This window comes from Actinoallomurus acaciae (assembly GCF_042429965.1).
GTDB lineage: Bacteria > Actinomycetota > Actinomycetes > Streptosporangiales > Streptosporangiaceae > Actinoallomurus > Actinoallomurus acaciae.
Window position 1 is genome coordinate 33,320 of record NZ_JBHLZP010000005.1, and the last position, 21,234, is coordinate 54,553.

General features: G+C 69.9%; 24 protein-coding genes and 1 pseudogene. 15 read left to right on the forward strand and 10 right to left on the reverse strand.

The window, feature by feature from the left end:
- Nucleotides 1-748 precede the first annotated feature (748 nt).
- Nucleotides 749-2,056, reverse strand: a complete 1,308-nt coding sequence (locus ACFFNX_RS01985) for an MFS transporter (RefSeq protein WP_378194083.1) — start codon at nt 2,054-2,056, stop codon at nt 749-751.
- A 922-nt stretch (nt 2,057-2,978) separates the two neighbouring features.
- On the opposite strand from ACFFNX_RS01985, the gene ACFFNX_RS01990 reads away from it, so the two are divergent.
- The 3 genes from ACFFNX_RS01990 to ACFFNX_RS02000 are packed head-to-tail and all read left to right on the forward strand — an operon-like array spanning nt 2,979 to nt 4,423.
- Complete coding sequence (locus ACFFNX_RS01990; protein ID WP_378194150.1) at nt 2,979-3,248, forward strand: hypothetical protein; 270 nt, start codon at nt 2,979-2,981, stop codon at nt 3,246-3,248.
- Nucleotides 3,241-3,846: a DUF6879 family protein gene (locus ACFFNX_RS01995; protein WP_378194086.1), complete on the forward strand. Its 606-nt coding sequence runs from the start codon at nt 3,241-3,243 to the stop codon at nt 3,844-3,846. Before ACFFNX_RS01990 ends, ACFFNX_RS01995 begins: the two co-directional genes overlap by 8 nt.
- A gap of 19 nt (nt 3,847-3,865) precedes the next feature.
- Nucleotides 3,866-4,423 (forward strand): DUF6082 family protein, encoded by a 558-nt coding sequence (locus ACFFNX_RS02000; RefSeq protein ID WP_378194089.1) that lies wholly within the window; start codon nt 3,866-3,868, stop codon nt 4,421-4,423.
- Nucleotides 4,424-4,651: 228 nt separating this feature from the next.
- On the opposite strand, the gene ACFFNX_RS02005 is transcribed toward ACFFNX_RS02000, so the two are convergent.
- Nucleotides 4,652-5,134 carry a MarR family winged helix-turn-helix transcriptional regulator gene (locus ACFFNX_RS02005; RefSeq protein WP_378194092.1) on the reverse strand — a complete coding sequence of 161 codons (483 nt, stop codon included), beginning with the start codon at nt 5,132-5,134 and terminating at the stop codon, nt 4,652-4,654.
- A 113-nt stretch (nt 5,135-5,247) separates the two neighbouring features.
- Here ACFFNX_RS02005 and ACFFNX_RS02010 point away from each other — a divergent pair, with 113 nt between their 5' ends.
- From ACFFNX_RS02010 to ACFFNX_RS02040, 7 genes and pseudogenes are all read left to right on the forward strand, one after another.
- Entirely contained in the window at nt 5,248-5,571 is a 324-nt protein-coding gene (locus tag ACFFNX_RS02010) for a cupin domain-containing protein (RefSeq protein ID WP_378194095.1), read from the forward strand.
- A 769-nt stretch (nt 5,572-6,340) separates the two neighbouring features.
- Entirely contained in the window at nt 6,341-6,715 is a 375-nt protein-coding gene (locus ACFFNX_RS02015) for a hypothetical protein (RefSeq protein WP_378194098.1), read from the forward strand.
- A 450-nt stretch (nt 6,716-7,165) separates the two neighbouring features.
- Nucleotides 7,166-8,311, forward strand: coding sequence for a tryptophan synthase subunit beta (gene trpB, locus ACFFNX_RS02020; protein ID WP_378194102.1), 1,146 nt, complete (start codon nt 7,166-7,168; stop codon nt 8,309-8,311).
- Nucleotides 8,308-9,033 carry a tryptophan synthase subunit alpha gene (gene trpA, locus ACFFNX_RS02025; protein WP_378194105.1) on the forward strand — a complete coding sequence of 242 codons (726 nt, stop codon included), beginning with the start codon at nt 8,308-8,310 and terminating at the stop codon, nt 9,031-9,033. Before trpB ends, trpA begins: the two co-directional genes overlap by 4 nt.
- A gap of 55 nt (nt 9,034-9,088) precedes the next feature.
- Nucleotides 9,089-9,832 carry a GntR family transcriptional regulator gene (locus ACFFNX_RS02030; protein WP_378194108.1) on the forward strand — a complete coding sequence of 248 codons (744 nt, stop codon included), beginning with the start codon at nt 9,089-9,091 and terminating at the stop codon, nt 9,830-9,832.
- Between the two features lie 67 nt (nt 9,833-9,899).
- Nucleotides 9,900-10,466: a GNAT family N-acetyltransferase gene (locus ACFFNX_RS02035; RefSeq protein ID WP_378194110.1), complete on the forward strand. Its 567-nt coding sequence runs from the start codon at nt 9,900-9,902 to the stop codon at nt 10,464-10,466.
- A gap of 80 nt (nt 10,467-10,546) precedes the next feature.
- Nucleotides 10,547-10,747 (forward strand): annotated as a pseudogene (locus ACFFNX_RS02040) (GNAT family N-acetyltransferase); the annotation flags it as partial.
- A 71-nt stretch (nt 10,748-10,818) separates the two neighbouring features.
- On the opposite strand, the gene ACFFNX_RS02045 reads toward ACFFNX_RS02040, so the two are convergent.
- Both ACFFNX_RS02045 and ACFFNX_RS02050 read right to left on the reverse strand, forming a co-directional pair.
- Nucleotides 10,819-11,565, reverse strand: coding sequence for an ABC transporter permease (locus ACFFNX_RS02045; RefSeq protein ID WP_378194112.1), 747 nt, complete (start codon nt 11,563-11,565; stop codon nt 10,819-10,821).
- Complete coding sequence (locus tag ACFFNX_RS02050) at nt 11,562-12,269, reverse strand: ABC transporter ATP-binding protein (protein ID WP_378194115.1); 708 nt, start codon at nt 12,267-12,269, stop codon at nt 11,562-11,564. The genes ACFFNX_RS02045 and ACFFNX_RS02050 overlap by 4 nt, the downstream gene beginning before the upstream one ends.
- A 160-nt stretch (nt 12,270-12,429) precedes the next feature.
- Between ACFFNX_RS02050 and ACFFNX_RS02055 the strand changes: the two genes are divergently transcribed.
- Nucleotides 12,430-13,584 (forward strand): sensor histidine kinase, encoded by a 1,155-nt coding sequence (locus ACFFNX_RS02055; protein ID WP_378194118.1) that lies wholly within the window; start codon nt 12,430-12,432, stop codon nt 13,582-13,584.
- Nucleotides 13,581-14,225, forward strand: a complete 645-nt coding sequence (locus ACFFNX_RS02060) for a response regulator (RefSeq protein WP_378194121.1) — start codon at nt 13,581-13,583, stop codon at nt 14,223-14,225. Before ACFFNX_RS02055 ends, ACFFNX_RS02060 begins: the two co-directional genes overlap by 4 nt.
- Nucleotides 14,226-14,229: 4 nt before the next feature.
- Here ACFFNX_RS02060 and ACFFNX_RS02065 read toward each other — a convergent pair whose 3' ends face one another.
- From ACFFNX_RS02065 to ACFFNX_RS02075, 3 genes are all read right to left on the reverse strand, one after another.
- Nucleotides 14,230-14,769: a P-loop nucleotide/nucleoside kinase family protein gene (locus ACFFNX_RS02065; protein ID WP_378194124.1), complete on the reverse strand. Its 540-nt coding sequence runs from the start codon at nt 14,767-14,769 to the stop codon at nt 14,230-14,232.
- The gene (locus ACFFNX_RS02070; RefSeq protein ID WP_378194127.1) at nt 14,770-15,408 is read right to left on the reverse strand and encodes a class I SAM-dependent methyltransferase; all 639 of its coding nucleotides are present in this window, start codon (nt 15,406-15,408) and stop codon (nt 14,770-14,772) included.
- A 75-nt stretch (nt 15,409-15,483) separates the two neighbouring features.
- The gene (locus ACFFNX_RS02075) at nt 15,484-16,353 is read right to left on the reverse strand and encodes a 4Fe-4S domain-containing protein (protein ID WP_378194129.1); all 870 of its coding nucleotides are present in this window, start codon (nt 16,351-16,353) and stop codon (nt 15,484-15,486) included.
- 95 nt (nt 16,354-16,448) lie between these two features.
- Between ACFFNX_RS02075 and ACFFNX_RS02080 the strand changes: the two genes are divergently transcribed.
- The 3 genes from ACFFNX_RS02080 (at nt 16,449) to ACFFNX_RS02090 (ending at nt 18,485) form a co-directional block, all read left to right on the forward strand.
- Nucleotides 16,449-16,922 carry a MarR family winged helix-turn-helix transcriptional regulator gene (locus tag ACFFNX_RS02080; RefSeq protein WP_378194132.1) on the forward strand — a complete coding sequence of 158 codons (474 nt, stop codon included), beginning with the start codon at nt 16,449-16,451 and terminating at the stop codon, nt 16,920-16,922.
- A gap of 27 nt (nt 16,923-16,949) precedes the next feature.
- On the forward strand, nt 16,950-17,588 hold the full coding sequence (locus ACFFNX_RS02085; protein WP_378194135.1) for a class I SAM-dependent methyltransferase: 639 nt from the start codon (nt 16,950-16,952) through the stop codon (nt 17,586-17,588).
- 117 nt (nt 17,589-17,705) lie between these two features.
- Nucleotides 17,706-18,485, forward strand: coding sequence for a methyltransferase domain-containing protein (locus tag ACFFNX_RS02090; RefSeq protein WP_378194138.1), 780 nt, complete (start codon nt 17,706-17,708; stop codon nt 18,483-18,485).
- A gap of 15 nt (nt 18,486-18,500) precedes the next feature.
- Here ACFFNX_RS02090 and ACFFNX_RS02095 read toward each other — a convergent pair whose 3' ends face one another.
- The 3 genes from ACFFNX_RS02095 to ACFFNX_RS02105 form a co-directional block, all read right to left on the reverse strand.
- Nucleotides 18,501-19,415 (reverse strand): RNA polymerase sigma-70 factor, encoded by a 915-nt coding sequence (locus ACFFNX_RS02095; protein ID WP_378194141.1) that lies wholly within the window; start codon nt 19,413-19,415, stop codon nt 18,501-18,503.
- Between the two features lie 392 nt (nt 19,416-19,807).
- The gene (locus tag ACFFNX_RS02100; protein WP_378194144.1) at nt 19,808-20,224 is read right to left on the reverse strand and encodes a DNA-binding protein; all 417 of its coding nucleotides are present in this window, start codon (nt 20,222-20,224) and stop codon (nt 19,808-19,810) included.
- Nucleotides 20,225-20,228: 4 nt separating this feature from the next.
- A partial coding sequence (locus ACFFNX_RS02105; protein ID WP_378194147.1) for an ATP-binding domain-containing protein occupies nt 20,229-21,234 on the reverse strand: 1,006 nt, incomplete at its 5' end.

Here is a 21,234-nt window from a genome sequence, read left to right on the forward strand (position 1 = left end):
GGTCATCCCGCCCGCCTTCGTCTCAGAACAAGCCGAGCAGACCAGACCCCAGGGGTGCAAAGTCGTTCTTCCGCCGGGAGCTCTGCCATGCACCCCTGGGGTCTGGCCCGCTCCCCGGAGGGCGGGACGAAGGCGGACGGGATGATCAGGCAGTGGACGTGCGCGGAGCTTCGCCACCACTCAGGCAGAGTGGCGGCGAGCCTTGTGGGCGTGCTTTGCGGGGAAGAGGGGACGTGTGACTCTTCCCGTGTGGAAAATCAGATGAGGAGGCTTGGTCGGCCTACCTTGATCTCACTCGCCAGCTCAGCCTACCCAGTTTCGAATTCTGGATCCGCCTTCCCGGCACGAACCGGTTGGGCCGGACGGGTACAGATCGTTACTATCAGCGGGATCGGTGGCCTGGTCGCGCCCCGCCTGTGGCTCCTGCGGTCCCGGTCAGAAACGCCGGTCCAACGGCGCGAAAGGCGAGGCGAGCCAGGGCTGCTGAACCCTATGAAGGCACCACGCCGTGCCGGATTTGACACGGGGACCCCTGCGGCGGCTCTCATCGGGCTAACCGGGGCGAGCTGGGAAGCACGCCCGATCGCGCGCAAGCGTAAGAGCCGGCGCCTCCGTACAAAACCCGGCGCTCTGCCGGGCGTGTAGCCGCCGCATGTCACCACCTCCGGCCCCTGTGCCGTCGGAATCGACTACGGCGTTTCAGCCTCGTTGACCCAGGTGACTCAGGAGCCTTCAGCGGGTGGCGCGCTCATTCCCGGCTGTGCGTAGAGATCGGGCACGAGCGCGTCGTCGGGTTTTCGGCCATCCCCAGCAGGCATGCCGCCCCGGTCGTGACGGCTACCGCTGCCAAGAGGAGCGCGCCCGGCTGGAGGCCGACGACGGCCACGAGTGTGCCCGCCACCGGCATGCTGAGGCTCTCCGTTGTGGATTCGGCCGTGGAGATCACACCCGAGACCCGGCCCAGTTTCCCCGCTGGGGCGAGCCGCTGCAAGGTCGTGGCCGCGACCGCGTAGAACACGGTGCCGCAGACACCCCAGACGAACGCACCGAGGTAGGCAACGAGAACCCACGGCGTGCCCGTGAACAGCGCCGCCGCCAGCCCGCAGCTGACCGCTCCTGCCGTCAGCAGCCACATTGGCGACCGGGTCCCCGGCACTCGGCGGCGAATGGCCGGGAGGAGCAGGCCGGTCGCGACCGCTCCGATACCGATCGCTGCCTCGAACCGTGCGAACTGGGACGACGGCTGGTGCAGCACGTGCCGTGTGTAAAGCGGCTCGATGACCAGGAACGCCCCGGACGTGAAGCCCACCCCCATCCGGGCCAGCGCGATAGCGCACAGTCTCGGCTCTCGGGCTACCGCGACCGCGCCCGCCGTGGCGGTACGGAACCACGACAGCCCGTACGCCGGACGCCTGGTGGCCATTGTCCCGGCACTCCGTGGCTCCTCCGGCAGCGGGAGAACCGGAAGCGGGATGAGGACCAGAGCGCCCACCAGGTACATGATGGCGTCGGCGGTGAACGCGATCCGGAATCCCGCGGTGGCCATGAGGACGCTGGCCGCCAGCGGCCCCGCCACCTGTCCGATCGAGGCGGTGACGCCGAGGAGGGAGTTGGCGGCGAGCAAGTCATCGGACTCGACGATTCGTGTCGGGAGCGCACTGCTCGCGGGGCTGCACAGCGACCGGGCGGCACCGCAGGCGAGTGCCATGATGTCCAGGGACGTCAGCGATCCCGAGACGGACATCCCCAGCGACGTGGCGGCCGAGCATGTGTAGCCGATGATCAGCATGGTCCGCGGGCCGAACCGGTCGGTGAGACCGCCGGTGAACGCGGTGAGTACGACGGGCGGACCCGACCAGCACAGAGCCGTGAGCGAGACGCCCGCCGGGTCGGCGCCGAAGTGGTAGGCGGCGAATCCCCACAGGACAAGGGACGCCGCCCAGCTGCAGACCCAGCCGGCCGACTGGCCGACCAGCAGGAGGGCGAAGCGCGGATCACGGAACGAAGGACGAACCGGGTGCGCCGGGATACGGCGGCCACCGGAGAAAACAGGCATGAAAGAAGGCCTCCACGCGGAGCTGCGACGATTGAACGCTGCAGCCGCGGCGTCCCGCGCGCGAAGGCCGTGAAGCAACCCGTACAGGCCTGGGCTCAGCCCTTCCTATGGGCTGTTGCTCCAGACTGGACGGGTGGAAGAAGATCCAGGCTCAGGCGAGTCGCGCGGATGACGCGGCGGCGTGGATGGCCCTGGTATTGATCGCTGTACCTCCGTGGTCCGGCTCTTACACACCGCAGTATGTGGGCGCCAGACACCCGGCGCAACTTGCGAGGCTCGCGGAGAACCGGCCGGCCGTAAGGTCGTGTTCCGGCAGGGGTACGTCGCGTGGCTAACCTGCAAGTACCACTGGCGAGGCGTCGACGTATGCCGCCCCTTTCGGTCTGGAAGATCTGCCCATCAGCATCAGATTTCCCCAGCCTGTGGATGGAAGCGTGCAGTCGCCCTTGCGCAGGACCACCGCCTCAGCGGGACGGAGCGCGGAGCAGTACATGCAGGCGTACAGCGTTCGCAGCCGCCGGCCCCGTACGCCGACGTAGGTGACGGCGGTCAGGCATTCGCGCATCCGGCGTGGACTGATCACGACTCGCCAGTCCACTCAGGCCTTAGCGACGCAACGTTTAAAGAGGGCCGTTTAAAGGACTGTCCTCGCGTGCGGCCGACGGCTGGGACGCCGTTCAAGCTTGCGAGGGCGTAGGCACATCCCCGCGTGTGCGTGGCCGACTTGCCCTGTTAGGGGGTGATTGAGCGTTCGGGGGCAGAGTCGAGCAGCTCCCCCGGTCATCCATGCTGGTCCTCTGATCGTTGTGGGCTGACGTCTACGTCGGCTGTGCGCATCCGTGCTGGCGCGGAATCGTTGTCCGGGCCTGACTGCCCTGCGATGCTCAAGAAGCCACTCAGTGAGCGAACAGCGGAGGCCGACGTGGAGCGACCCTGGGAAGCCGACCCGGCAGCGAGCTTCCGACGACGGCTGGGCAAGTCCGCATTAGAGCTCGGCGGTACCAACGCCACTCCCTCGTGCCCGGACATCTGGGAACTGGACAACGGAGACATTGCCGTGATCGGCCGGGACATGACCGAGCAGTACGCGGGTCGGCTGCCCACCGGAGTCAGCGTCGTATCCGACGAACGTCTGGTGGTCATCCCGCGCAACATGATCATCGCTGCGAAACCCGACATCCCTGATGCTTGAGCGCGTCGCGGAGCTCATCGGCCAGGAACTGAAACTCGACGAATACTTCGAGGACTTCGACGCCCGCTTCTGGCAGGTTGACTCCTCCTGGAAGCTGGAGCGCCGCCAGGTCTTCCAAGAACCCGATGTGCCCAGCTGGGGGGCGATGGCCATGGGCGATCGGGAACGTTCGCTGGCGCTCGCCGACGAAATGCGTGACGGCATCGCCGAGCATCAGCGGCGACTCGATGCGCAGGGAATCATCCAGCGGCGATTGCGCATCGTGGAGCTTCCGCTGTCGGACTACCTGTGGTGGGAGCTGTACGTCCTGCGCATCCGCGCCGACCTGGGCGAGCGGATCCGGGTGTTGTCCCCATCGGCAGTCGCCTCGTGGGAGACGTCCGGCTCGCTGCCGGAGATCATCCTGCTCGGGAGGCACACCACGTACCAGGTGCGGTACGACCAGGACGGCATCGTCACCGGCGCGAAGCTGCTGGCGGATCCGGAGATCACGACCGCATGCCGTGCCGAGATGGCGGCGCTGTGGGAGAAGGGCGAGGACCTGGCGAGCTTCCTTACGCGTACGGGCGTGCCGGCGGATACGCGCGAGCCTTCCTAGCGGGCCGGTGAGGCGACTCGTGACAGGCCGTTCGAGAGTCTCGCCGCTCGCGCTCGATCTCTTCGGCGGCAGCGCATACTCGTGGGCGCGACGCGGTGACATCGGACAGACTTACGGGGCTGCTGCCGCCCTGCTGTCCGTACTCGCGCTCGGCGGTGTGGCCGTTTCTCTCGTCCTGCAGGCTCGCGAGTCGAAGGCGAACCGCGAACACGCATCCCGGCTGATCCATACCGACCTGCTGAAGATGGCGATGGACGACCCGGCCTACCTGGAGCGCTGGGGACCGTACTCGTCGGCGACCGATCCCGTCGCGCAACGGCAAGCGATGTACGTGAACCTGATCCTGTCCTATTGGGAGAGCAGGTACGAGTTGGGACAGCTCTCCGAGACTCACCTTCGGGAGGCGGCCGCCCACATGTTCCGGGCGACACCGGGCCGGAACTTCTGGGCCGACTCCCGCGCCCTTCGAACCGACACGGCCGAGAGCCGCAGAGCGCGACGGTTCCATCAGATCCTCGATGCGGAGTACCTGAGGGCTCTCACCCCGGGCCCCTCTTCGACTGCGGATACCCCATAGGGGCCCGGCGCCCTCGCTGCCGACGGTCATGCGAGAGGCCCCACGTGCGCGGGGCCGACCAGGCGTGCCGGGTGCTAGACGATCGGCCGCCGGACCATCCCCGAGCGGGGTTGTTCCCACCGTGGATGCCCGTTGGGTCGCCGCGAGAATGGGCTGTCTGGCCTCGTCCTGTGACTTCGAGGATCGCCAACCCGCTCGGGATCGGACTGGTGCCGTTCGAAGGGGTCGCTACGGTGCGTTGAACCACTGCGGGGTGTCGAGGCGGAACGCGTCGGGTGGTGTGACCTTGCGTAGGTCCTCCAGCATGGTTCTCAGACGGTCCTCGCCGATGGTTTCGGCCCACTGGTCGCGTAGGTCTTCGAAGATCTGCTCCGACCGCTCGAGTGCGTCATAGGCGTGTGGGGTCAGGGTGTAGGTCTTACGGCGTGCATCGTTGGGATCGTGTCCCGGGCGCAGGTAGCCGAGGCCCTCCAGCGTGTCGATGGTCTTGCCCGCCGCTTGCTTGGAGACGCCCAGCGCCCGGCCCAGGTCGGCGGCCGTGGTCCCGTACGGGCCGCCGGCGCGCATGACGGCCTGGAAGACGAACCCGTGCATGGGCCGCATCTGCGGATGGCCCTGCCGGGCGAGCTCCTCGTGCAGCTCGTCGATGAGCATCCGAAATCCCAGTAGCAGCCGCAGCGGCAGTTCAAAGCCCCGCAGATCGCTTGACATGATGGACAACCTCGTTAACCATATAGACAACAACCTTGTCTATACTAGGGATGTGAACCGTGACGCTCGTCCGTCATGCCGAAAGCCGTCGATCTGAGACCCCGAACGCCGTCATGACCACCCTCGCCTCGCCGACCCTGGGCGGTGCGCGATCCGCGATCTGGCGCACCGAGGTCAAGCCCGACGTGAAGGGCCCCGTCCACGTCTTCGACGTCGAACAGATCTGGACCTTCCTCGAAGGGGAGGCGACCATCGAACTCGACGGTGAAACCTCCACTGCGGGCCCCGGCGACACCGCCGTCCTGCCCGCCCACGCCACCCGTCAGCTCATCGCCGGCCCTCAGGGCTACACCGCCATCGTCACGGCTCCCGCCGACGCTCACGCCTGGACCACCGGCGACACCGGCAACAAGATCACGCCTCCCTGGATCGCCTGACCGGAAGCCCCAAAAGTCGCGGCCAGGAAATCCATCACGAAATCGGCATCAGGCTCAGTCTTCGGTGTCCGTCGGCAGTCACGTACCGCGCGGGTCTGGATGAGGCGGCCGACGATTGCGGCGCAGGGGGGGTCGGTGAAGCCGCTGAGGCTCTCGTTCGAGGCGATGGCGACGCCGGCCCCTCCTCGCGTTCGGCGAGGGCCTCGGTAGGACATCTGCTCGTGGGCGGCTGGGCGCGGACCAGCGTCTCTAGGTAATGGTCCAGGTCCAGCCGGGTATCGGACTTGCCGGGCGACCTCGGTGTCCCCGTCATCCCGGACCCTGCGGCCGATCAGCCGTACCGGCGTCGGGCGCCGGTCGGTGGTGGGTGACCCGCGCGAATCGGTCGACCCGCAGGGGGCCCCCGACATCGTGAAGTCTCCGCAATGTTCGGACAATGGAAATAGAAAGCATCCAGGCCATGGCAGGGAGCCCGAAGAGCCCCTCCTGACCGCCCGACGGCGACCTCGATGCACCGCCTCGCCCGAAAACGACAACCGGAAGCAGTGGCATTTGAACGCCACGCGATGCGATCAAAACAACGGCTCAATATCGGCGGTTCTCTGGCCCGGGCCGGCCGTCGAAACGTCGTGCATTCAGTGGCGAGAAGGCCGCTTCGCATCCTGGACAAATGCAAGAGCGGCGGGCAGTCTTATGGCGTCATCTCGCACATTCGCCACCAAAGGAGCCTCGCGTGACGTTAGGCCGATCTGTTCTCACCCTCGCCGCCATGGCAGGCCTGGCCGTGTCCACGGCCCTGACCGCACCGGCCGCCTCAGCCTCTACCGCCACCTACCCGGCCCAAACGGTCGTGGTCAAGGACGGCTCCGGTAGCTGGCTCGGGGGCACCCTGACCTTCTACGGCCGGTCGGTCGGATTCGACGGGAACATGCGGGCCGTCGGCTGCAGAAGGGCGTGGCTCAGCGCCTACGATGCTGCCGGCGGATCGCTCGGCCCCAGGAGCAGTAGTACTCACTGCGACGCGATCGTCGAGGTTCCGACCACACTTCCTGCGGACGTTGTCGGCGGTGCCGCATATGTCTGGGTCTGCCTTGACGACGCGACCGCCGTCCACACGGCCTGCGAGCGCCGCTACGCCCACTAGTCGATCAACGGCCGTTTCTCCACGAATGGAGCCGAGGGGAAACGGATTGAAAGCCGGCGCGCGGCAGTTCAGGAGAGTCGCGCGATAGGGCATGAGAGTCGGCCCGGCCTTGTTCGGGAAACGGGAAATCCCATTTGCGGATTGCGATGGCCTCGGCCGGGTGAAGCGCGGCGGGCGGGCAGCATCGCCGCCCGCCGCCCGCCGCCCGCCGCCCGGCTTCCGGTGTAGGTCACGCCCGCCAATCATGAAACCGGCAGCCGGCCAAATCGAAGAACTCGCGAACCACGACGCCTACGCCGCCACGGCCTGCTTGCGGGCGGGTGCGCCTCCAGAAGCGCCTACGGCGTCCCGGCGGTGAAGCCCAGGCCCCGCCGACCGGGGACCGGCTTGCCGGGATCCAGACAACTGTTCTATAACTCATCCATGAGTTCTATAACAGTGAGCCGAACCATGGGACGGTTCGGCGACTACGGCGGGCGATACGTCCCGGAGTCGCTGATCCCCGCCTGCCAGGCGGTGGCGGACGCGTTCGCCGAGGCATGGGCCGACCCCGGGTTCCGGGGCGGCCTCGCCCGGCTGCTCTCGGTCCACGCGGGTCGGCCGACCCCGCTGACGCCCGCCCTGCGGCTGTCGGCCGAACTCGGCGTGACCGTTCTGCTCAAACGGGAAGACCTGGCGCACACCGGCTCCCACAAGATCAACAATGTGATGGGGCAGGCGATGCTGGCCCGGCGCATGGGTCGTACGCGGCTGATCGCCGAGACCGGCGCGGGCATGCACGGCGTCGCCACCGCGACGGCGGGTGCCCTGCTGGGGCTGCCCGTGAAGGTCTTCATGGGCGAGCGGGACGTGGAACGCCAGGCGCACAACGTGTTCCGGATGCGGCTGCTGGGCGCCGAGGTCGTCCCGGTGGCCACCGGCAGCCGTACGCTCAAGGACGCCACCAGCGCGGCGATGCGCGACTGGGTCGCCGACGCCGACGAGGCGTACTACTGCGTGGGTTCGGTCGTCGGCCCGCACCCCTACCCGACGATGGTGCGCGAGTTCCAGCGCGTCATCGGCGACGAGGCCCGGCGGCAGTGTGCGACCGAACTGCCCGCCGCCGTCCCCGACCACGTCGTCGCCTGCGTCGGCGGGGGCAGCAACGCGGCGGGTACCTTCGCGGGCTTCGTCGACACGGACGCGAAGCTCGTCGGCGTCGAGGCCGAAGGCGGTTCCAGTGCCTCGAACGGCGAGATCGGCGTACTGCACGGCTTCCAGTCGCTGTTCCTCCAGGACGAACACGGGCAGATCAGGGAGGCGCACTCGATCGCGGCCGGGCTGGACTACCCCGGCGTCGGACCCGAGCACGCGTACCTGCGGGATCTGGGGCGCGCCCGCTACGTCACGGTCTCGGACGCGGAGGCGATCGCGGCAGCCGTGCGGCTCGCCCGGACCGAGGGGATACTGCCCGCGATCGAGTCGGCGCACGCCCTGGCCTGGGTGATCCGCGCCGCCGGGACATCGGTCCTGCCCAGCGGCTCGACCGTCCTCGTCACGCTCTCCGGGCGCGGCGACAAGGACGTCACCACCCTCATGACAGAGGCGGAGCTGTGACGAAGCTGCTGATGCCCTACATCACCGCCGGCGTCGGGCCGGACTGGGTCGCCTATCTGACCGCGTTCGAGGACGCCGGGGCAGACCTGATCGAGGTCGGGCTACCGTTCTCCGACCCCACAGTGGACGGCCCGACCATCCAGGAGGCGTCCGACGCGGCGCTCTCACGGGGGGCCACCCCCGCGTCCGTCCTGGCGGAACTGGCCACAACGCCCGTCGGCGTCCCGCTCATCGCGAGCACGTACGCCAACATCGCGCTGCGGCCGGGATTCACCGACGCCCTCCGCGCCGCCGGGATCACCGGGCTGATCGTGCCCGATCTGCCGCTCGACGAGCTGGCCGGGCTGAGCGTGCCGGGCGTCGAGGTCAGCCTGCTCGCCTCGCCCGTGACGCCGGACGACCGTCTCGCCGAGATCGGGCGGCGCAGCCGGGGCTTCGTGTACGCGGTCTCGGTCATGGGCACGACCGGCGAACGCGACCGGCTCGCCCCGTCCGCCGCGGCCCTTGCCGTCCGGGTCAAGAAGGTCACCGACCTGCCCGTCCTCCTGGGCTTCGGGATCTCCACGCCCGAACAGGCGGCCGAGGCGGCGGCGGTCGCCGACGGCGTCATCGTCGGCGCGGCCGTCATGCGCCGCATCCTCGACGGAGCCGGCCCGGCCGAGGTCGGCGCGTTCGTGGCGTCACTGCGGGACGCGCTTTCCGGGTCGGCCGCCGTACGATGAGCGTCGCCGGCGACAGTCGAAGCGGCCCGACGGGCGAAGAAGAGGAGAGAACAGCATGGCACGCTACCGGGCCATCGCCGCCGACCTCGCCGCGAAGATCCGCGACGGCCACTACGCCCCGGGCGAGGCGCTGCCCGCACAGCGCGAGCTGAGCGCGGCGTACGGCGTCACCTTGATGACGCTGCGCCAGGCGCTGCGGGAACTGGGCGCCGAGGGGCTGATCGTCCAGCGCCCCGGCAAGGGCACCTTTGTCACACCGCCCCATTTGGCGTACGAGTTGGGATCCTTGCGGAGCTTTGCCGACGACTTGCGCGAGCAGGGTCACGAGGTCCGCACCATCGTGGTCGCCCGTGCGCAGCGCCGCGTGCCCGCGCCCATCGCGGCGCGGCTGCGGGCCCGCGAGACCGAGACCGGGCTGCGGCTGGAGCGGGTCCGCGCCTTCGCCGGCCGCCGGGCGATTCATCAGATCTCCTGGGTACGCGCGCCGCACGCGGACCTGTTGCGTGACGTGGACTTCACCACCACCTCGTTGTACGCGGCCCTGGCCGACATCGGGATCGTGGTGGCCCGGGCATCCGAAACGATCCGGCCTGACGTACTCGACGCGGACATGGCCCGGCACCTGGACGAGGACGAGGGCGCGCCGGTGCTGGTCAGCGACCGGATCACCTATGGGCCGGACGGGACGGCCCTGGTCGCGGACCGGGCGACGATTCTCGGCAGCATGATGCAGATCACCGCGGATCGTGCCGCCACCGGACTGTCCCTTCACTGGGGAGCGATCCCTTCGCAGGCGTAGGACCGCACCGTCACAGAACCCGCCGAACCGCTCCGACCCGAGGGCGGGCATCTTGTACGGTCACTCGGTGCCTGAAACATCGATGCTGAAGACCGAACGACTCGTGCTCCGGCGCTGGCGAGACGGCGACCGGGAGCCTTTCGCCGCGCTGAACGCCGACCCCGAGGTCATGGAGCACTTCCCGGCCACGCTCACCCGGGATGAGAGCGACACGATGATCGACCGGATCGAGACCCGCTTCGAGGAGTACGGGTTCGGGCTCTGGGCCCTGGAGATCGCCGAGACCGGGCAGTTCATCGGGTTCACCGGCCTTTCGGTGCCGGGCTTCAAGGCGCACTTCACCCCCGCGGTGGAGGTCGGCTGGCGGCTGAGCCGATCCAGCTGGGGCCATGGCTACGCCAGCGAAGCCGCCCAACGCGCGCTCACCTTCGCCTTCGACGACCTCGAACTCGCCGAGGTGGTCTCATTCACGAGCCGCACCAACCTGCGATCCCAGAAGGTGATGAGGCGCATCGGCATGACCAATGACCCCGCCGACGACTTCGACCACCCCCTGCTGGACGAAGACCACCCGCTCCGGCCGCACGTCCTGTGGCGAATGACGGCCGAGCACTGGCGCGATGGCATCCACTAGCCACCTGATGGCCGAGCGGATGGTCCAGACAGACGGCGTCGAGCCTTACACCGAGGCGTTCGGCCGAGCCGCTCGATCACGCCGCCGTGACGAGCATCGTCGAGTGCCCGACGAACACCGTGTTCATGGCTCGCGGCGAGGATCGCGTCGTCGGCATGCTGACACTCGTCATGTTCCCGATCCCATCGGGGCTGCGCGGCCGGATCGAAGACGTCGTGGTGGATGAGAGCGCCCGCGGCCAAGGCATCGGCAGAGCGTTGACCCAGGCCACCGCGGGTTGATCGGCGCCGATGCTCGCGGCCTCCCGGTACGCCATGCGCTCATGCATCCACCGCCCGCGCAGCGTGGAGAGTCAGTTCGCCTCCTTGCGGATCGTGCGTATGAGGCCGGCCGTCATCGGCATGACGATCCAGAAGATGATCGACACGCCCAGGCGGGCGGCGTCGGGTCCGGACATGTCGCCCTTTGCCAGCGGGCCGATCGTGGTGTTCGGGTCGAGCCAGCGGACCAGGAGTTCGCCGGTGCCGCCGAGGTGGCCGACGAGGTTTCCCAGGGCGGGTGTCGACAGGTAGCAGACGATCGAGGCCGGGGCGTTCAGCAGGAGCATGCCGATGGCCAGTCCCATCGCGACCATCAGAACGTTCGTCGCGGTCCAGCCCAGCATGGCGAGCGGTCCGAAGTTCCAGTCGGCCGGGGCATTCTCGACCCGGGCCACGACGATCGTCACCGGCACCGTCACCAGCAGGGCGAACAGCGAGGCGGCCACGGCTGTGATCAACGGTGGCAGGCACTTGGCCGCCGACACCCGGTGGCGTCGAGGTTCGAGTGTGAAGGTGGTCAGATTGGTGCGGTGGCTCCATTCGCCGGTCACCGTGAGGATGCCGAGTATCGGGAGGAGCGTGCCGAAGCCGACCCCCGCGGTGCCGGCCAGTGTCTGGGGCCGCGGACCGGCCTCGACGCCGCGGGCGGTGATGGCCGCGACGGTGAGGCCGGCCAGGACCAGGGTCATGACCTTGGCGCTGCGCGTGTCGAAGAGCTTGCGCGTCTCGACTCCCAGCAGCCGGTGGAAGGGGACGGAAGAGCCGTGAGTATCGGTCATGAGGCGCTCCGGTCGGCGTTCGCGGTGAGTTCGAGGAAGGTCTCTTCGAGGTTTCGGCCCAGTTCGGCGACGGTGCCCTGCGTCAGGATCCGGCCGCGTCCGATCATCACGACGCGGTCGGCGACCTGCTCGATCTCATGCAGGAGGTGCGAGCTGAGCAGCACCGAGCATCCCGAGTCCGCGAGCCCGCGGAGCAGCACGCGCATCCAGTGGATGCCCTGGGGGTCGAGGCCGTTGGCGGGCTCGTCGAGGATGAGGACCTCGGGCCGACCGAGGAGCGCATGGCCGATGCAGAGGCGTTGCCGCATCCCCAGCGAGTAGCCGCCGACGGTCCGGCCGGCCTCCCGGTCGGTCAGTCCGACCAGATCGAGGACCTCGCCGACCCGTGCCCTCGGCAGGCCGATCATCATCGCGCCGAGGGTGAGGGTCTCCCGTCCCGTACGTCCCGGGTGCAGGGCGCCGGCGTCCAGCAGCGTGCCGACGCGCGCTCCGGGGTTGTCCAGTTCGGCGTACGCCCGGCCGAACACGGTGGCCGAGCCGGAGGTGGCGCGGGCGAGCCCGGTCAGGATGCGCAGAGCCGTCGACTTCCCGGCGCCGTTGGGCCCGAGGAAGCCCGTGACGCACCCCGGGCCGACGGTGAAGGACACGTCGTCGAGCGCCTGTACGCCTCGGTACGCCTTGCTGACGTGACTGAATTCGATCATGCGTTCAGTCCATCGGAGGCGGTACGACGGATCATCGGACCCAGGTCGAACGCGGCCGTGCGCAGGCCTGGCTCACCGCCGACATGCGTAGACCTGGGTCGGCCGGCGATCGACCTGAGTCGCTAACGCCACCGGCGAGGACGTCCCTAGGCTGCGAGCTGTGGAGGACCACACGCAGAACCAGCCGCCCCTCGACCGTACGGGTGTCGCGCTGCGCTACCTGTGCGCCGTCCTTCCGATGATGTTCTACGCGTCCACGTGGGCCGCGACCGTCTCCCGCGACCACGACCGGCTCGTTCCGGCGCTGGTCGACCTGACGCTGGGCCTGATCGGGCTGGTCCTGATGCGCTGGCGACGACGCCGGCCCTGGCAGATCGCGTTGGCGACCAGCCTGCTGACCGGCTATTCCGACATCGCGTCCGGCCCGGCGCAGGTGGCGTACGTCTCCCTGAGCACGCGTCGGCGCCGGCGTGAGCTCATTCCCGTCGCGATCGTGTCCTGGCTGTGCCTGGTGGCGCGTTCGGTCCGGTTCGGCGTCGACCAGGCGACCGTCGTCTCCCTGACGACCGGCACCGCTGTCCTCGGCGGACTCACCGTCTTCGGCCTCTATCTGCGCGGACGCCGCGACTTGGCGGCCTCGCGCCGCGAGGCGGAGGTGAGCGCCGAGCGTGAGCAACTGTCCCGGATCGAGCAGGCGAGACTGGCGGAGCGCGCCAAGATCGCCCAGGAGATGCACGACATCCTCGCGCACCGGCTCTCGCTGCTGTCGATGCTCGCCGGCGGCCTGGCGTACCGGACCGACCTCACCGCCGAGGAGATCCGCGGGGCGGCGCAGGCGATCCAGGAGAACGCGCACCGGTCGCTGAACGAGCTGCGCACCGTGCTCGGGACGCTACGGTCCGATGGCGCCGTCGCGGCTCCGCAGCCGACCCTGGCCCACCTCGGCGCCCTGGTCGACGAGGTACGGGCCGCCGGCCAGCGGGTCGAGGTGGCCGACACCATCGCCGACCGGGACCTGCTCCCCGAACAGACCGGCCGGCACGCCTACCGGATCCTCCAGGAGGCCCTCACCAACGCGCGCAAGCACGCACCGGGCAGCCGGGTGACCGCCGAACTCGACGGGCGGCCGGGAGAGGGCCTGCGCATCCGGGTGAGCAACCCGGCGTCCGGGGCGTCCCCCGGACCGGGCGGGCGGCTGGGGCTGGTCGGCCTGGCCGAACGCACCCGCATGGCGGGCGGTAGCCTCAGCCATGCCCTCCGGAGCGGATGCTTCGTCCTCGACGCCTGCCTGCCCTGGGAGATTCCGAGATCGTGAACCGACTGGTGATCGTCGATGACGACCCGATGGTACGGACCGGGCTGCGCCTCATCCTGGGCGGCGAGCCCGACCTGGAGATCGTCGGCGAGGCCGGCGACGGCCGCGAGGCCATGCGGGTGATCGACGAACTCGGGCCCGACGTCGTCCTGATGGACATCCGGATGCCCGTCCAGGACGGCCTGACCACCACCGAGCACCTGTTGACGCGCCCGGCTCCACCTCGGATCCTCGTGCTCACCACCTTCGACGCGGACGACATGGTGCTCCGGGCCCTGCGACTCGGCGCCGCGGGCTTCCTGCTGAAGGACACACCGCCGGCCAAGATGATCGAGGCGGTCCGTAACGTGACCAGGGGTGAGCCGGTCCTCTCACCGAGCGTCACCCGCCGGCTGATCGCCGCCGCCACCCGGCACGATCTCCCCCGTACCCACGCGCAACGCGAACTGGCCCGGCTCACCGACCGGGAGCGCGAGGTCGCCGTCGAAGTGGCCCGCGGCGCGTCCAACGCCGAGATCGCCCAACGTCTCTACATGAGCGTCGCCACCGTGAAGGCCAACATCACCCGGATCTTCACCAAACTCGAGACCGACAACCGCGTCCACGTCGCCATGAAGATCCGCGACGCCGGCCTCCTCTGACGCCTCAGCCGTTGACGAATGCCACGATCTTGTCGAGGCCGGGGGTGTAGCCGTCGGTTGTGTCGACCTCGATCCCGGGGGCGTCCACCGAGATTCGATCGAACGCGTCGTGGCGTGCCGCCGCGTCCTTCGGCCGGGTGCTCTCATGTGCCCGGCGCAGCGGATCGTCCTCCCAGCGCCGTAGCCGCCGCGAGTACGCGACGTCCGCGTCGACCAGGCAGTGGACGATGCGGATGCGCGCCAGCCCGTGGAACGGCGCCAGCCCGGGCCGCCACAGCCGGTCCTGGAACGCCGCCTCCGCCACCACGGTCACACCGGCGTTCACCAGCAGGTGGAGAACGCCGAAGAACGTCGGCAGCGTCCGCCTGCTCAACGCGTCGCCCGGGCCCGCCTCGAATCCAGGGGCGGCATGCACCATGCCCTCCTTGATCTCGTCACGGCAGATCGCCGGGCACCCCACCGCCCGCGCGATCGCGTGCGCGAGAGTGGTCTTGCCCGCTCCGGGAGGGCCGCTGACGACGACGAGCGTGGGGAGACGGGTCACCTATTCCACCGGGGGGCGGAGGGCGGTGCCGAGGATCTGTGGTGTGGCCGGGAACGGGATCTGGGTGTCCTCGGTGGTGAGCCGGTCGATGCGGTCGATCACGAACCCGGCGCGTTCGATCGCCGCCCGGGTGTCACGGCCGCAGTGGCAGCCGCCGGCGAACCAGGGCCAGACGGTGCTGTCGAGAGCCTTCTGCAGGCGGCGCCGCCCGGACGTCGCCGCCCGGACGTGTTCGAAGAAGCGCAGCTCGCCGCCGGGTCTGAGGACGCGGTGTATCTCGGCGAGTGCGGTGTCCTCGTCCGGGACGCTGCACAGGACCAGAGAGGCGACCGCGGCGTCGCACGAGCCGTCGGCGGCGGGGAGATGGTCGGCCAGACCGTCGACGACCGTGATCGGGACGGTGGCCTGGCGAGCGGAGGTCTCGGCGATGGAACGCAGGTGTGGTTCGGGCTCGACGGCGATGACCTCGGTGACCATGTCGGGGTAGTGGGCGAAGTTGAGGCCGTTGCCGGCTCCCACTTCGATCACCCTGCCGGACAGGCCGTTCAAAAGCTTCGCGCGGTACGCGCCGACGCCGCGTTCCAGCACTTGGCTGGTGCGGGCGTAATAGCGGGCGAACAGGGGGTGCCGGTGGCTCATCGCGTCTCCCGGTTCTGGGCTGCCTCTGACTCGGAGGGTACGGAACCCGTCCGCCCCCCATGACGTCGGCGGCCCTCACCATCGGACGGCCGTGAAGTCGATCGGCCTGGGCCGCAGCAGCCGGGTGCGTTCCGCCAGCGCCTGCAACCGCCGGGACATCTCGTCGGCGGTCAGGCGGTGACGGTCACCGTGTCCGGGCAGGACCCATTCGAAGCGTGCCCGCCCGACCGTTCTGGCCAGGGAGGCGGCCAGCTCCTGGATGGAGTACCAGGTGACGCTGTCCGCGACCTCCAGATCACCGGTGGTGCGTGACCAGTAGAAGCTGTCGCCGCTGAAGCAGTAGCGGTCATCCGCGAGGTAGAGCACGCTGCCGCTGGTGTGGCCGGGCAGCGGATGGACGGTGACCCCGTCGCCGATCTCCGCGGGTTCGAGGCCCCGGATCACGTGGTCCGCGTCCGGTGCCGCGTCGAGGTCGCCCTCGTGGATCCACAGGCGGGCGCCGAAATGGTCCGCGTAGCGGCGGCCGTGCGCGGCGTGGTCTCGATGCGTGAGCAGCACGTCGGTGACGCGGCCCGGCGCCGCGTAGCGCTCGGCGAGCGTACGGCTCCAGCGAGGTGTGTCGATCATCATCGCCGTGCCCGACGGCCGCGGCAGCAGGTAGGAATTGGCCCCGGCGGTGTGCCGGGAGTTGTGCCCGCACAGCAGGACGCCGTCGTCCAAGGCCATCGGAAAAGGGTCGAGCGCCTGGTCCAGACGACCGGACGGCGGGTGGATCGAGCGTGTGGGGCAGGCGAAGGCGGCCGCGTGGAGTCGCCGTGCCTCCGCATCATCGTGCGGCGGGCGCAGAACCCGTGACCTGCCGTCGGCCTCGCCGATCAGGCCGGGCGCGAGCTGCCGGGCGGCATCGCAGTTGACGCAACGGTCGTCCACGTACCAGCCGTCCATACCAGGACTCCTTCCAAGGGGAACCGACCCGTAAGCATCCGATACAGTAGCTGCATAGCTAAGTATCTTAATCGTGAAGGTAAATGGAATCGCGCATGCCCGTCAAACCGCAGGACGACCAGACCGACGAACCGGCCGACCGGATCATCGCGGCCATGACAGACCTCGCCGGGGCGCTGGGGCGCCTGAACGACCTGATCGCCCGGCATCTCGGCATCGCGCAGACCGACCTGCTCTGCCTGCACGTACTCGACCGGGCCGGAGCCTCCACCGCCGGCGCCCTCAGCGCTCGGCTCGGCCGCACCACCGGCGCGGTCACGCACATGATCGACCGCTTGGAGAAGGCGGGATACGTCCGGCGCAGACCGGACCCGGGGGACCGCCGCCGCGTCCTCGTCGAAGCCTCGGCCCCGGCACTCGAACGGATCGCGTCGTTCTACGAAGGGATGGACGCCCGCAGCCGCCGGTTGACGGCCACCTTCTCCGCCGACCAGCTGGCGGCGATCCACGCCTTCCTCCGGGGCGGTTACGAGAGCGCCACCGAAGAGTGCGATCACCTGATGCGGTAGCGAGACGAGGAACTAGAGTCGTCCGCCGTGATCGAACGACCTGCCCACCTGAGCACGACAGCAGAGGCCTACGACGCCGTGGTGGCCCTCTACGCCGAGTTCGTCCGAGACTCGCTCAGCCGGCTGCCGCTGGACCGCGCGGTGCTCGCCGCGTTCGCCGCCTTCGTGGCGGCCGACGGCGCCGGAACCGTCGCCGAGCTCGGCTGCGGCCCCGGCTACCTGACCGCACACCTGCGGGGCCTGGGCCTGGACGCCTTCGGCGTCGACCTGTCACCGGCGATGATCGACCATGCCCGTGCCGCCCATCCCGATGTGCGCTTCGAGGTCGGCTCGATGGACGCCCTCGACCTGGCCGACGGAGAACTGAGCGGCATCGTGTCCTGGTACTCCGTCATCCACACCCCTCCGGAGGAGCTGCCGCCGTACTTCACCGAGTTCCGCCGGGTGCTGGCTCCGGGCGGCCATCTCCTGCTCGGCTTCTTCGAGTCCGAGGGCGGGCCGGTGGAGGTGTTCGACCACAAGGTGACGCCGGCCTACCGGTGGCCGATCGACGACCTGGCCGCACTGGCCCGCAAGGCGGACTTCGTGGAGGTCGGCCGGATGCTGCGCGAGCCTCGCGAGGACGAGCGGTTCCGCCGAGGCCATCTGCTCATGCGCAAACGGTAGGTGCGGCGAACCCTCGGCACGGCGACGCATCGCCCCGAGCGCTCGCCGCGTCGGTGAATCGCCCCGATCGTCCCGGTCTCCCGGCCGAGCCTGCGCGTGGCTGGTTCACTGATGTTCGTGACCTCATCGACATTCGAGACGACCACGCCGGACCACGTCTCCTACCTGGACCGGCTCGCCGGGACCGACGCGGGCCGCTCGTACAAGCGGCGCATGTTCGAAGAACTCGACGTCCGCGCCGGGCAGAAGGTCCTGGACGTCGGCTGTGGTCCGGGCACTGACCTTGGATCTCTCGCCGAGACGGTCACCCCGGCCGGAGCGGTGATCGGCGTCGACAGTGACGAGAAGATGGTCGACGCCGCCCGGGAGCGCACCGCCGGCCTTCCCGCCGTTGAGGTCTGTCTCGGCGACGTCCACGACCTGCCGCTGGCGGACGGCACCGTCGACCGGGCCCGTACCGACCGGGTGTTGCAACACGTGGCCGATCCCGCCCGGGCGCTGACCCAGATCCGCCGGGTGCTGCGGCCGGGCGGGCGGCTGGCCATGGGCGAACCCGACTGGGACACCCTGGCCATCGACCATCCCGACAGCGGGCTCTCCAGCGCCTACACCCGCCACGTCACCGATCAGGTGATCCGCAACGCGAGGATCGGCAGGCAGCTCGCCCGGCTGGCGGCCGATGCCGGATTCTCCGTGCCGGTGGTCATTCCCGTGACCCCGGTGTTCCGGGACGTCCAGGCCGCCGACAGGGTGCTCGGCCTTGAGCGCACCACCCGGCGGGCCGTGGCCGCCGGGTACCTCACCGCCGAGGACGCGCGACGCTGGCTGGACCACCTCGCCCGCGGGCCGTTCCTCGCAGCCGTGACCTTCTACATCATCGTCGCCGAGCCGGCATGACCGCGGCCGGCCGTTCTACGTGGGCTTCGCGGGGGAGCGCGATCGCGCGAAGGCCTCCAGCTTCACCGGGTTCATCATCCACAGGAGCGTGTGGATGCCGTCCGGGCGAGCGTCGAGGCTCAGCAGGGCGAGGTCGGTGCCGCCGCGCGAGATCAGGACGCCGGGGTTGCCGTTGGTCTCCACCCATTCCAGGTGCGTGCCGGGCCAGAAACGCGGGGCGAAGGCGGCGATGAACCTCGCCACGCGGGTGTGGCCGACGACGGGGAACTTCGAGGCTCCCCTGATGCCGTTGCCGTCGGTGTAGCTGACGACGTCGGCGGCGAACAGGTCCTCGAGCGCGGCGACGTCGCCGGCCCGGGCGGCGGCGAGGAACACCTCCAGGAGCCGCCGGTGCTCGGCCGTGTCGACGGGTTCGCGTCGTTCGGCGGACAGGCGTTTGCGGGCGCGGCTGACGATCTGGCGGGTGTTGACGGCGCTGAGCCGGAGGATGTCGGCGATCTCGCCGTACGGATAGTCGAAGGCCTCGCGGAGGACGTACGCGGCGCGCTCGGTGGGGTTGAGCTTCTCCAGCAGGAGCAGGACCGCGACCTCCACGGCCTCTCCGCGCTCGGCTCCGACCGCCGGGTCGGCGCTGGTGTCGACGGGCTCGGGCAGCCAGGGGCCGACGTAGGTCTCGCGGCGTGCCCTGGCGGATTGGGCGAGGTTGATGGCCAGGTGGGTGGTGATCCGGGCGAGGAACGCCGGCGGGTCGATCACGGCGGTGCGATCGGTCTTCTGCCAGCGCAGCCAGACCTCCTGGAGGATGTCCTCGGCCTCCGTAACGCTGCCGAGCATGCGGTAGGCGATGCCGAACAGGCGCGGGCGCACCTCCAGGAAGGCAGCGGCGGCCTGGTCGAGTCCGCTGTCCGTTCCCGGCTGTTCTGCGCGCATCCACCGCCCGCCCGATACCGTCCGTCGCCTGCTCCTCAAGCCTACCGAGGGCGGCCGGGCGGGAGTGTTGGCAGGCCGCGGCGCGAGGCCGGGGGACCGGCGCCGCGGCCTGCCCGGATGGCGTGCACCTGGGGGGATGCGCGCCTGGCATCGAGTCGATTGACCGCCCTTATGCCAGCTATGACCAGACGAGGGGCGTATTCGTGACAGGCACGACGAATGTCACGGACGGCGGAGCCGTCTGGTCTCAGACCGGACGGCGATCGGTGCCTCGGGCATAGTCATGCTCGCCCGGGCAGCCCTGCCCCACCTGCGCCGGGCCAGGGGCGATCGTCAACGTCTCCCTGGCCGCCTCCGGGCCGCCCGATGAGGCACCCGCCAATAGGCACCGGTCAATCCAGGTCCGTACGGGCGGTCAGGCGCTGGTGGCGCTGGCGGGCCGCCTGGGCCGAGCCCAACCCCATCGAGAAGGCGATCTGCTGCCAGGTCATGCCGCGTCCCCGCGCCATCTCCAGCAGCCCGATCTCCAGCTCGTCCACCTCCGCCCGTGCCGAGTGGACCAGGGTCAGGGCCGCGGCGATGTCGTCGACGTCCGCGCCGGGCTCTTGCTCCCGAAGTGCCAGCCCACCTCCCGCGACGTCGACGACCTGCCGCCAGGCGTCCAGCGGGCCCATGGGCATCCGGGACCGCTCCCAGCGTTCCCGTAGGTCACCGCGCGCGTGCCGCTCGGTGATCCTCGTCAGCGCCAGATATCTGCGCTCGGCGCGGGAGTCGGCCGGATCGGGAGCCATGAACGGATCATCGGTCATGCGCTCACCCTAGAAAGTTAAACGATCCGTTGTCAACGGATTGTTCAAAGACCCCGGCGAGCTCGGCCGGAGCCGGCCCCGGGTGGAGGACGCCGAGGCGCTGGGTCGCACGGGTGAGGGCCACGTACAGGTCGTTCCGGCCGCGCGGGGAGGCGGTCAGGATGGCCGCCGGGTCGGCGATGAGGACCGAGTCGAACTCCAGTCCCTTCGCCTGCCGGACGCTGAGAACCACGACCGGGCGTTCCAGGTCGGGGTCGGCGCCGTAGGCCGCGCCGGGGACCTCCGCGGTGACGGCCGCGGCCAGTTCCGAAAGGCGGGCATCCGGGACGATCACCGCCAGGCGGCCCTCCTCCAGGCGCGCCACCTCCCGCGCGGTGTGCTCGGCCAGGGCATGCGGGAGACCCGTGGGGGTGGTGGCCAGGCGCCAGGGCGGCACACCCGTCTCTCGTACGGACCGGGGCGGCCGCATGCCGGGGTCGAGGGCGGCGAGCACCTCCGCGGCGGCGGCCATGATCTCGGCCGGGGTCCGGTAGTTGACGGTCAGCTGTGCGAGGCGCCACCGGTCATCGGCGTGGGGGCGCAGGACCCGCTCCCACGAGGAGGTGCCGGCGGCGTCGCCGGTCTGCGCCACGTCACCCACGATCGTCATCGAGCGGCTCGGGCAGCGCCGCATGAGCAGCCGCCAAGCCATCGCGGACAGCTCCTGTGCCTCATCCACGATCACGTGCCCGAACGCCCAGTTACGGTCGGCGGCGGCCCGCTCGGCGATGGTGCGGTGGGTGACCGTCTCCTGCCGCCCGGCCAGCGCCTCGGCGCCCAGCAGGTCGGCGGCGGTGAGGATCTCCGGAGTCTCGCCCTCCTCCAGATCGCTGGATCGCGAGCCGACCGTGATGTCCAGCACGCCCTGCGCGTATGCGATCTGCTCGCGGCGTTCGGCCGCCGCCCGCGCGCGGGCGGCCGCCTGCGCCCGTGCCTCCCGGTCGTCCTCGCCGAGCCGCTCGGCCGCCTCC

Excerpts from the sequence above, each read along its gene's own strand:
- ACFFNX_RS02005 (WP_378194092.1), bottom strand. The coding sequence starts at position 5,134 with ATGTCAAGCGATCTGCGGGGCTTTGAACTGCCGCTGCGGCTGCTACTG.
- ACFFNX_RS02015 (WP_378194098.1), top strand. The coding sequence starts at position 6,341 with ATGGCAGGCCTGGCCGTGTCCACGGCCCTGACCGCACCGGCCGCCTCA.
- ACFFNX_RS02075 (WP_378194129.1), bottom strand. The coding sequence starts at position 16,353 with ATGGACGGCTGGTACGTGGACGACCGTTGCGTCAACTGCGATGCCGCC.
- ACFFNX_RS01985 (WP_378194083.1), bottom strand. The coding sequence starts at position 2,056 with ATGCCTGTTTTCTCCGGTGGCCGCCGTATCCCGGCGCACCCGGTTCGT.
- ACFFNX_RS02045 (WP_378194112.1), bottom strand. The coding sequence starts at position 11,565 with ATGACCGATACTCACGGCTCTTCCGTCCCCTTCCACCGGCTGCTGGGA.
- ACFFNX_RS02095 (WP_378194141.1), bottom strand. The coding sequence starts at position 19,415 with ATGCGCGCAGAACAGCCGGGAACGGACAGCGGACTCGACCAGGCCGCC.
- ACFFNX_RS02080 (WP_378194132.1), top strand. The coding sequence starts at position 16,449 with ATGCCCGTCAAACCGCAGGACGACCAGACCGACGAACCGGCCGACCGG.
- ACFFNX_RS02030 (WP_378194108.1), top strand. The coding sequence starts at position 9,089 with ATGGCACGCTACCGGGCCATCGCCGCCGACCTCGCCGCGAAGATCCGC.
- ACFFNX_RS02050 (WP_378194115.1), bottom strand. The coding sequence starts at position 12,269 with ATGATCGAATTCAGTCACGTCAGCAAGGCGTACCGAGGCGTACAGGCG.
- ACFFNX_RS02070 (WP_378194127.1), bottom strand. The coding sequence starts at position 15,408 with ATGAGCCACCGGCACCCCCTGTTCGCCCGCTATTACGCCCGCACCAGC.
- ACFFNX_RS01995 (WP_378194086.1), top strand. The coding sequence starts at position 3,241 with ATGCTTGAGCGCGTCGCGGAGCTCATCGGCCAGGAACTGAAACTCGAC.
- trpB (WP_378194102.1), top strand. The coding sequence starts at position 7,166 with ATGGGACGGTTCGGCGACTACGGCGGGCGATACGTCCCGGAGTCGCTG.
- ACFFNX_RS02010 (WP_378194095.1), top strand. The coding sequence starts at position 5,248 with ATGACCACCCTCGCCTCGCCGACCCTGGGCGGTGCGCGATCCGCGATC.
- ACFFNX_RS02100 (WP_378194144.1), bottom strand. The coding sequence starts at position 20,224 with ATGACCGATGATCCGTTCATGGCTCCCGATCCGGCCGACTCCCGCGCC.